The 9400-nt window shown below is 73.6% G+C and carries 6 protein-coding genes; 2 read left to right on the top strand and 4 right to left on the bottom strand.

What is annotated here, in order from left to right; all coding sequences use genetic code 11:
* Positions 1-20: 20 nt before the first annotated feature.
* Positions 21-3413: a glycosyl hydrolase family 8 gene (locus MNY60_RS13985; protein ID WP_242352533.1), complete on the bottom strand. Its 3393-nt coding sequence runs from the start codon at positions 3411-3413 to the stop codon at positions 21-23.
* A 160-nt stretch (positions 3414-3573) separates the two neighbouring features.
* Positions 3574-4431, bottom strand: coding sequence for a phosphodiester glycosidase family protein (locus MNY60_RS13990; RefSeq protein ID WP_242360866.1), 858 nt, complete (start codon positions 4429-4431; stop codon positions 3574-3576).
* Positions 4432-4493: 62 nt separating this feature from the next.
* On the opposite strand from MNY60_RS13990, the gene pgm reads away from it, so the two are divergent.
* Positions 4494-6137: a phosphoglucomutase (alpha-D-glucose-1,6-bisphosphate-dependent) gene (gene pgm, locus MNY60_RS13995; protein ID WP_242360868.1), complete on the top strand. Its 1644-nt coding sequence runs from the start codon at positions 4494-4496 to the stop codon at positions 6135-6137.
* Positions 6138-6221: 84 nt separating this feature from the next.
* On the opposite strand, the gene MNY60_RS14000 is transcribed toward pgm, so the two are convergent.
* Positions 6222-7811: a glycosyltransferase family 39 protein gene (locus tag MNY60_RS14000; RefSeq protein ID WP_242360870.1), complete on the bottom strand. Its 1590-nt coding sequence runs from the start codon at positions 7809-7811 to the stop codon at positions 6222-6224.
* A 44-nt stretch (positions 7812-7855) separates the two neighbouring features.
* Entirely contained in the window at positions 7856-8425 is a 570-nt protein-coding gene (locus MNY60_RS14005) for an AAA family ATPase (RefSeq protein ID WP_242360872.1), read from the bottom strand.
* Between MNY60_RS14005 and MNY60_RS14010 the strand changes: the two genes are divergently transcribed.
* On the top strand, positions 8424-9269 hold the full coding sequence (locus tag MNY60_RS14010) for an NAD-dependent epimerase/dehydratase family protein (RefSeq protein WP_242360874.1): 846 nt from the start codon (positions 8424-8426) through the stop codon (positions 9267-9269). The two genes, MNY60_RS14005 and MNY60_RS14010, sit on opposite strands and share 2 nt — an antisense overlap.
* Positions 9270-9400 lie beyond the last annotated feature (131 nt).

Genomic DNA, 9400 nt, shown 5'->3' on the forward strand with positions numbered 1-9400 from the left:
CGGGTCTTTGCGAGGGCTCTCTAGGCGGCAAGGTATTCATGCGCCTCGCCGCCCGGGAGCGGGGCGGGCAGGAAGGCGAGCCCCGCGCGCCACAGCCCCGGGAGCACCCGGCGTGCGTGCGCGACGCGCACCCAGCGCACGCCATCGCGCAGCACGACGGGCAGGGCTTCCGCCGGCGGTCTCCCGAGGAAGAGCGCGCCGAGCCCCCCCGGCGAGGTGTCGAGCACGACGCCCCGGACGCGCCGGGAGGCCCCCACCCACGCGAGCCCGCGCAGCGTCCCGCGGCGGGGCGCCAGGCGACGGCGCGCGCGGAGCGGCAGGAACGCGCGGACGATCCCGGCGAGGAGCTGGAGCGCCATCGCGACCTGGCTGCGGGTGCGCCCGTCGTGGGCGCCCGCGAACGCCTCCTCGGCGGAGAAGGCGATCCGCACGAGCGCGCGGCGCGACTCCGCGGGGAGCCCCTCGAACGCGAGGCCGGCCCGGGCCGTCCCCTGCACCTCCTCGCGCCAGGCGACGCGGGCGCGCACTCGCAGCGGCTCGGGCGTCACGAACGAGAGCTCGACCTCGGCGGGCAGGGTCGCGCCCGCGGGCAGCCGGAGCGCCGCGCCGGTGAGGGAGAGGTCCACCGTCTCCGCGGAGAGCGCGAGCCCCGGCGCCTCGACGCGCACGGGCACGCGCCGCCGCACGCGCTCGTCCTCGCGGCGCTGCGGCCGCTCCCACGCGACGAGGAGCGCCGCGAGCACGGCGGCGAGGTTCGCGCCGGCCCAGAACAGGTTGAACGCGTACGCCTCGACCTCGATCCCGAACGCCAGGAGCTCGAACGCACCCTTCCCGAGCGCGACCGCGGCGAGCGCCGCGGCAGCGATCGTGAGCCGCGAGGAGGACGCGTCGAACCGGCGGCGGTCCGACACGATCCCCTTGGGCGTCACCTTGAACCCGAGGCTCTTCGGCAGGAGCAGGTCGAGGGTCGCCCGGGCGAGCGGGAAGGCCACCGCGGCCTCGTAGACGGTCCCCCACAGCAGCCGGGGCCAGCCGGGGAGGAGCGCGTTCGCGGCGAGCGTGGAGAGCAGGAGGTGGGGGACGAGGTACGCGAGGAGGACGGGGAGGTCCGCGAAGAGCGGGTGGAGGTGGAAGAGCAGGTACCAGAGCGGCGTCAGGAAGAAGGCGACCCGCGCCAGCGGGAAGAAGAAGTACCAGAGCGAGGCGAAGTAGCCGACGCGGTGGCGGAGCGGGAGGCCGCGCTCGAGGAGCGGGTTGTCCTTGAAGAAGATCTGCAGGCACCCCAGCATCCAGCGGCGCCGCTGCACGAGGTAGCTCTGCACGTTCTCGGCGGAGAGCCCGACGGCGAGGTCCTCGTCCACGAACGCCGAGCGCCAGCCACGCGCGTGCAGCTTCTGGCTCGTGTGGATGTCCTCGGTGATGGAGAGCAGGTTGAAGCCGCCCACCGAGGCGATGGCGGCGCGGCGGAACACGGCGCCCGAGCCCACGAAGAACGCGCCCCCCCAGCGATCGCGGCCCGCCTGGATGGCGTGGTTGAAGAGGTCCGCCTCGTTCGGCACGGCGGGGCCCGTCCCGAACGCGCGCTGGAAGACGTCGGGGTTGTAGAAGTGGTGGGGCGTCTGGACGACGCCCATGCGCGCGTCGCGGAAGTGCGGGACCGTGCGCTCGAGGAACGCGGCGCTCGGCACGTGGTCGGTGTCGAACACCACGACGAGCTCTCCCGCCGTGAGCGAGAGCGCGTTGTTGAGGTTCCCCGCCTTGGCGTGCCGCTTCGGCCCGGCGATGTACCGCGCGCCGTGCTCGGCGGCGAGCCGCGCGACCGACTCGCGGTGCGAGTCGTCGCAGACGTGGACGGTCATCCTCGAGTAGCGCATGGCCATGCAGGCGGCGAGCGTCTTGTCGAGGATCTCGAGCGACTCGGAGTAGATGGGGACGAACACGTCCACGGACGGTGCGTTCTCGCCCGGCGCGAGCGCCGCGGGCGCCTCGCGCCGGCGCCGCGAGACGCCGACCTGCACGACGAGGAGGAGGACGGTCGAGAACGCGTACGCCTCCGCGGCGAGGAGCGACAGGCTGATGACCGGCCCGAGCGGCTCGACGAAGTTGAGCGTCTCGCGGGCGCGCCAGCCCAGGTAGCGCGCGGAGAGGGCGACCGCGAGCGCGACGAGCCCCGCGCGAGCCCAGGTGAACCGCCTCGCGAGCGGCGCGAGCGCGAGGGCCGCGAGCACCGGCAGGAGCGGGAAGCGCTCCTCGAACGGGCTCCAGTCGATCCCGAGCAGGAACGCGAGCGGCTCGTCGAAGCGGCGCGTGACGCCGAGCTCGAGCGCGCGCCCGAGCCAGAGCCAGTTGTGCAGGTAGTAAGGGGTCTCCTCGCCCGCGAGCGCCCGCTCGAAGATCGAGTCGAGCTTCCCCTCGCGCAGCCCGGCGGCGAGCGCCGGGTCCTCCACCGCCGCGAGGGCCGCGACGGAGGCCATGTGCGGCTGGCCGTCGAGCTCCGACAGCGCGCGGCCGCCGGGGGTGTAGCGATCGCGGAGCCGCCCCTCGGCGCGGAGGGCCTCGCGCGGGAAGGCGAGCATGCGGGCGCGCAGGTCCGCCTCGCCGCGCCTCCCGAACCAGCGCGCGTCGAGCGCGACGCGCCAGAAGATCGGGACTGCGTCGTAGCCGAAGACCTGGGGCGCGCCGCCCCCGGGCTTCTCGAGGAGCAGGGCGCCGGACCGCGGATCCACCCAGATCCGCTCGGGCGGCAGCACGAGCCCCTTGTCGAAGTAGAGGAAGCGGAGGACCTCGTAGCTCCCGCGCACGAGCTCCTTCCACGGGTGGGCCGGATCGACCTCGGCGAAGACCTCGTAGGCGTAGGGGGCGAGGTAGGCGACGTGGATGGTGGGGTAGCGCTCGCGCGGCGCCCAGTTCCCGCCGGTGGGCAGGAACCTCCCGCCTGCCTGGATCACCTCGCGCGCCCAGACGTCCGCGAGGAGGCGCCTCGCCTCCTCGAGGTAGCGCGCCTCGCCGAACCGGCGCGACGCCAGCACGAGCGCGAGGGCGCTGTCCTGATCCGCGTCGGTCGCGGCGTTCCGATCCTGGACGCCGTCCTTCCACTTCCAGGCGAGGAGCCGGTCGTCGCGGACCTGGAGGTTCTCGCGCGTCCAGCGCCACACCTCGTCGAAGGTGGCGCGATCGCCGGCCCACACGGCGCGGAGGAGCGCGTACGACTGGCCCTCGGAGGTCGTGATGCCGCCCTCGTCGCGCTCCACGACGCGGCCGCGCTCCACGTGCGCGTAGCGATAGAAGCTCCACAGGGCGGAGAGCTCGTCGCGCTCGCGCGCCCGGGCGTCGCGCGCGCGGCCCGCGTCGCCGTGGCCGCAGGCGAGGAGGGCGGAGAGGGGGAGGAGGAGGATCCAGGCGAGGTCCCGCATGCGCCCACGGAGGGTGGGGGCGGGCGATCGTCCGAGGAAGCACCCGCCCGGATCACGGGCGAGCGAGGCGCCGAACGGGGGACGCGTGGCGGGCCGGGATCGGCCCGTCTTCGCCCGAGCTGGCCCCCTAGGGAGCGCCGCCCCGACGGGACCGAAGGGCTCAGCGGCGACGGACGGCGGCCACCACGTTGGGGACCGGCCAGGGCTCGTGGTTATCGGCCTGCGGCAGGTGCTCGAATCCGCCCACCCACTCGTGCTCGCCCCCGCCGCCGCGCACGTAGAGCTGAGCCTCGGGGCCGCCCTCGACGTACATCGCCTGGCGCAGGTCGATCGGGAGCGCGAGGAGCGCGTTCACGAGGTCGTAGACGGGCCAGGGTGTCCGCGCGTGGATGAAGAGGACGCGCCCCTTCCCGTCCATGCCGATCGCCGCCGCCGAGAAGCGCCGCTGCGACGGGGCCCACACGTTCCGCCGGTCGCAGGAGACGAGCCGGATCGATTGCACGAGGGTCCCATACGCCTTCGCGACCGTCTCGAGGTCGTCGCAGTCGCGATCGATGAGCCGGACCGGCGCGGCGCCGCGCTCGAGGGGGTCGAAGGCCAGCACCGAGCGGTCCCTCGAGACGCGCCGCTGGTTCACGTGCTGCCGCGTGCGCATGAGCGAGACGCTCGTGCGGTAGTCCTGCTGGTACATGCTCGCGTTGATGGCGGCGGCCGCCCCGGCGCGCGCCGCCCAGGCGCGAGCGCTGCGCAGGCTGCCCTCGCCGGGCGCGGAGGCGTTGAGCAGCCTGAGCTCGAAGCGCGCGGGGTCGATGCGCACGATCGCGATGGGCTGCGCGCGGCCCTCGGCGGCCGGGCCGGCGAACTGGCCGAGCTCGAGCCCGGGCGCGAGCACCCGGAAGCCCCCCTGCGCCGCGTCGCCGGCGCGGGGAGCGGGCGGCGCAGGCGGCGGCCCCGGCGCGCGCGCGGGCGGCGACGAGAGCGAGAGGAGCAGGGCGGCGACCGCCGCCGGGAGGCGCATCGGTCCATTGTCGGGCCCGTCCGTGACGGTGACAAGACCGGCGGGAGTGCGAGATTTCCGCCATGCCCCATCCCCTCGCCGGCAAGCCCGCCCCGAAGGACCTGCTCGTCGACGTCGCGGACCTCCTGCGCCGCTACGTCTCGGAGCGGCCCGACCCCGCAAATCCAGACGAGCGCGTCGCCTTCGGAACGTCCGGCCACCGCGGCTCGTCCCTGCGCAGGAGCTTCAACGAGGCCCACATCCTCGCCGTGGCGCAGGCCGTGTGCGAGCACCGCGCCCGCGCGGGCGTGACCGGGCCGCTCTTCCTCGGGCGCGACACGCACGCGCTCTCCGAGCCCGCGGAGCGCACCGCGCTGGAGGTGCTCGCCGCGAACGGCGTGGAGGTGGTGATCTCCGAGGGCGGCGCTCCCGTCCCGACGCCGGTCATCTCGCACGCGATCCTCGGCCACAACCGCGGGCGGACGGAGGGGCTCGCCGACGGGATCGTGATCACCCCCTCCCACAACCCGCCCGAGGACGGCGGCATCAAGTACAACCCACCCGACGGCGGGCCGGCCGACACGGCGGTCACCGCGGCCATCGAGGCGCGCGCGAACGCGCTCCTCGAGGCCGGGAACGCCGGGGTGAAGCGGCTCGGCTACGAGGCCGCGCGCCGCGCCGCGAGCGTGCACGTGCGCGACTACGTGCGGCCCTACGTCGAGGAGCTCCGCGCGGCGCTCGACCTCGACGGCGCCCGCGGCCTGCCCCTGCACGTCGGCGTCGACCCGCTGGGCGGCTCGAACGCACACTACTGGAGCGTGATCGCGGCGGAGTACGGCCTCGACCTCACGGTGGTGAACCCGGTGGTGGATCCGACCTTCGGCTTCATGCCGCTCGACCACGACGGCAAGATCCGGATGGACTGCTCGTCGCCGTTCGCGATGGCGAACCTGGTCGCCATGAAGGACCGGTTCGACCTCGCCTTCGGGAACGACGCCGACTCCGACCGGCACGGCATCGTCACGCCCGCGTCCGGGCTCATGAACCCGAACCACTACCTCGCGGTCGCGATCGACTACCTCTTCCGGAACCGCCCGGCCTGGAGCCCCGCCGCCGGGATCGGGAAGACCCTCGTCTCGTCCGCGCTCATCGACCGCGTCGCGGCGCGGCTCCGGCGGCGCCTCGTGGAGGTGCCCGTGGGGTTCAAGTGGTTCGTGCCGGGGCTCCTCGACGGCTCCATCGGCTTCGGCGGCGAGGAGAGCGCGGGGGCGTCGTTCCTCCGCCGCGACGGCACGACCTGGACGACGGACAAGGACGGGATCGTGATGGACCTCCTCGCGGTGGAGATGAGCGCCCGCACCGGCAGGGACCCCGGAGAGCTCTACCAGGCCCTCGCGGCGGATCTCGGCGCGCCGGTCTACGCGCGCGTGGACGCCGCCGCGACCCCCGCGGAGAAGGCGATCCTGAAGAAGCTCGCCCCGGAGTCGGTGAAGGCGCGGACGCTCGCCGGCGAGCCCATCGTGGCGCGGCTCACGCGCGCGCCCGGGAACGGGGCGGAGATCGGCGGGCTCAAGGTGGTCGCCGAGAACGGCTGGTTCGCGGCGCGCCCGTCCGGCACCGAGGACGTCTACAAGATATACGCGGAGAGCTTCCGGGACGAGGCGCACCTCGCGCGCATCCTCGAGGAGGCGAGGGCGATCGTCGCGGCGGCCCTGAAGAGCGGCTGACGAGCGGAACGTGCACGGGGGGCGTGGACGCGCGAGAGGAGCACGGCATGACCGAAGTTCCGCGCTCGGCCGACGCGATTCGGTTCACTGCAATTGCGCAGGCATCCACCAGACGCGCAAGACGGTTCTGCCTTCCGCGCCGTGGATGTCCCAGCGCGGCAGAAGCGCCGGGGTTCGCGATGCTGCGCGTTCGAAAGGGCCGTCGGGGAATCCGACCAAATACACCCCGCCGGGTGGCGCCGTCGCGGGCAATGCGTTCGGCTCGGTGACCAGCAGGTTCGTGCCCTGCGCGAGGAACGCGAGCGGCCAGTAGACCCACCAGCTGTCCGCCACGATGCACGCGCCGCCATTGTGTTCCGCGTCGGCGGCGATGCGACGAAAGGCCTCTTCCTTCGGCTCGACTGGACCCGTCCAGAACGTCTCGTGTGAGCTCGACCCCCGCGTCTGCAGCTGGTGCAGATAGCGCGTCCCGAATCCCGCGAGCGCGAGCGTCGCCATGATCCCTGCGGCGATGGCAGGGACGGCGCCGTTCGCGCGTCCGAGAGCATGCCGCAGCAACACGGTCATCGCGAGAGTCGTGGGAACGAGCAGGCAGACGGCGTATCGCTCGAGGTGCGGGCGCATTGCGTCCGAGCCGACGAGGATGAAGAAACTCGCGACCGACCCCAGCCAGCCCACCACGACCCCGGCTTCACGACCGAATGGCCGCGCACGAAGCGCAAGGCCGCCCATCACCAAGAGAGCAAGGAGGATGGTCCCCACCAGGAGATCGGTGAGCGTCGTGGCCGCACCAAAGCCGGAGCCAACGACATACTGGTAGACGCTGTCGCCCGATAACAGCCTCGAGTAGAGAACCGCTGAGGCCACCCATGCCGATGGATCCACTGCACGCGTCAGCGCGTCGCCCGTGATCGCGCGCGCGTCTCCGGGCGCCGCCGCGAGCCCCAGGACGGCGAGACCGGCGCCCAGGAGCGCAGCGTGAAGTCCAGTGCGAACGAGGGCCCCGCGCCAGCCGATGCGTGCGTGCTCCACTCCGAAGAGAACGGCAACTAGGAACGGTGCGACGAACACATTCGTCGGGTGAACGAGGAGCGCGAACACGAACGCGAGTGCGCTCGCCCATACGTTCCCCGACAGCGCGAAATGAGCTGCAACGATCGCGGCCAGACCGGAGTGACTCGGGTCCCATCCGAACCGCGCATAAGCGATGTTGATTGGAAGCGACGCGGTGAGGAGCAGCGCAATCACTCCCGTCGGCCGGTCGAAGTGCTTCTTCGCGATCGCGTACGTGAGGCCGATCTGCGCGAGCGACGAGATGACGCTCGGCAGCCTGAGCACGGTGAGCGATCGCGGCGAAAAGAGCAGGAGGAGCAGGAGAAGACCCGAGTGCAGCGGCCCGGGGATGTTTCCGTGTGGAGTTCGCCACTCGAAGGGAGCGCCGTCCAGCAACCGCGCCAGCTGTACGCCGTACCACGCCTCGTCGCCATTGATGCCGGGCAGGCGGCCCAGGCCGTACAATCGAAATGCGACGGCAACGCCCAGCACGACGGCGATCCCCGCGAACACTGCGCGCCGGCGCCGCTTCGTCATCCCCGCGGGTTCAGCGACGCTCTTCGCAAATGACCGGCGCGGGTCGTTCCCGTCCTCGCCCGAAGCGCTTCTCCGGTTCTGCATCCGCGCACTATAGCCCTTCGTCAGGCCGCCGAGACCCGAACGGGTCACGGCAGGCTTGCGAGCTCAGGCCGCGCGGTGACGACGAACGCGCCCTCCGGCGCGGCGCGCACCTCGTACGCCGCCGCGAACCCCTCCGCCGGCTCCGGCGCCTCGAGCCGCCTGGCGGTGGCGAAGATCGCGACCTTCGGCACCTGCGCCTTCCCGCTGCGCCCCGCGTTCCGCGCGAGCGAGGCGCGCACGTCCGGCGGGAACCAGTACACCACCGGCCGCAGGCCGAGCGCGCGCGCGAGCTCCACCAGGACGGCGCGATCCTCGCGGCGCGGGTTCGTGTCGTCCACGACGACGGGCAGCCCCGCCGCCGCCGCGGCGTGCACGAGCTCGCGCTGCCTGCGGCGCTTGTCGCGGGCGCTCTGGAAGAGGTCCTTCGACACGTGAGCGTGGGTCGCCGAGAAGCGGGCGCGGAAGAAGCTCGACTTGCCCGCCCCCTGCAGGCCGGCGAGGACGACGAGGGCCGGTCGATCCATGCGCCTCCCCGCGCGCCACGAGAGGAGCGGCTGCACGCGCGCCGCCCTCCGGTCATAATCGGCGCGAACCCTCTCCGCGAGGTGACGCATGCACGTCCTCGTCGCAGGCTGCGGCTGGCTCGGGACGGCGCTCGCGCGCCGCCTCGTCGAGCGAGGCGATCGCGTGACCGGGATCCGCCGCGACCCTGCCCGCGCAGAGGCGCTGCGCGCGCTCGGGGTGGAGCCGCTCGCGGTCGACCTCGCCGCCGGCGGTGCCGCGGCGCGGCTCCCGGAGGTGGACGCGATCGTCGCCTGCCAGGCCGCCGGCGCGGACGGCGTGGAGGCGTACCGGGCGGCGTACGTCGAGGCGAACCGCGCCCTCCTCGCCGCCGCCGCGCGGGGAGGCGCGCGCGCCTTCGTCTACACCGGCTCCACGGGCGTGTTCGGCCAGCGCGACGGGTCGGACGTCGACGAGGGGTCGCCGCCCGCGCCCGCGAGCGCGAGCGCGGAGGTGCTCGTGGAAGCGGAGGCGCTCGTGCGCGGCGCGTCCGCCGGTGCGCTGCGGACGGCGGTGGTCCGCCTCTCCGGACTCTACGGCCCGGGCCGGGCTGGAATCGTCGACCGGGTGCGCACGGGGCGGCTCGCGCTCGGGCCGGGTGACGACGCGTGGATGAACTTCTGCCACCGCGAGGACGCGATCTCGTTCGTCCTCGCGGCGCTGGAGCGCGCCGCTCCCGGGGCCGTCTACCACGGCAGCGACGCCGAGCCCACCCGGCGCCGCGAGGTCGTGGCGTGGATCTGCGGCCGGCTCGGGATCGCGCCGTCCGTCTCGGCGGCCTCGGCCGGCGGCCCGAGCCGCCGCATCCACTCGCAGCGCACGCGCGCCGCGCTCGGCGTCTCGCTCGCCTATCCCTCGTTTCGTGACGGCCTCGCGCCCCTCCTCGGCGGGGGCTAGCGCACAATGCCACTCACTTAGCGACCGGGCGGCTGCGGGCGTAGTTGCTCATCTTCAGCTTCACCGCGCGCGGGTAGCTTCGTTCGCGCCGTGGTGGCAGAACGAATCGAGCGACTGCGGCCCGCAGCTCG

The sequence above is a fragment of the Anaeromyxobacter sp. SG17 genome, assembly GCF_022690695.1.
In the GTDB taxonomy this organism is placed as follows: domain Bacteria; phylum Myxococcota; class Myxococcia; order Myxococcales; family Anaeromyxobacteraceae; genus Anaeromyxobacter; species Anaeromyxobacter soli.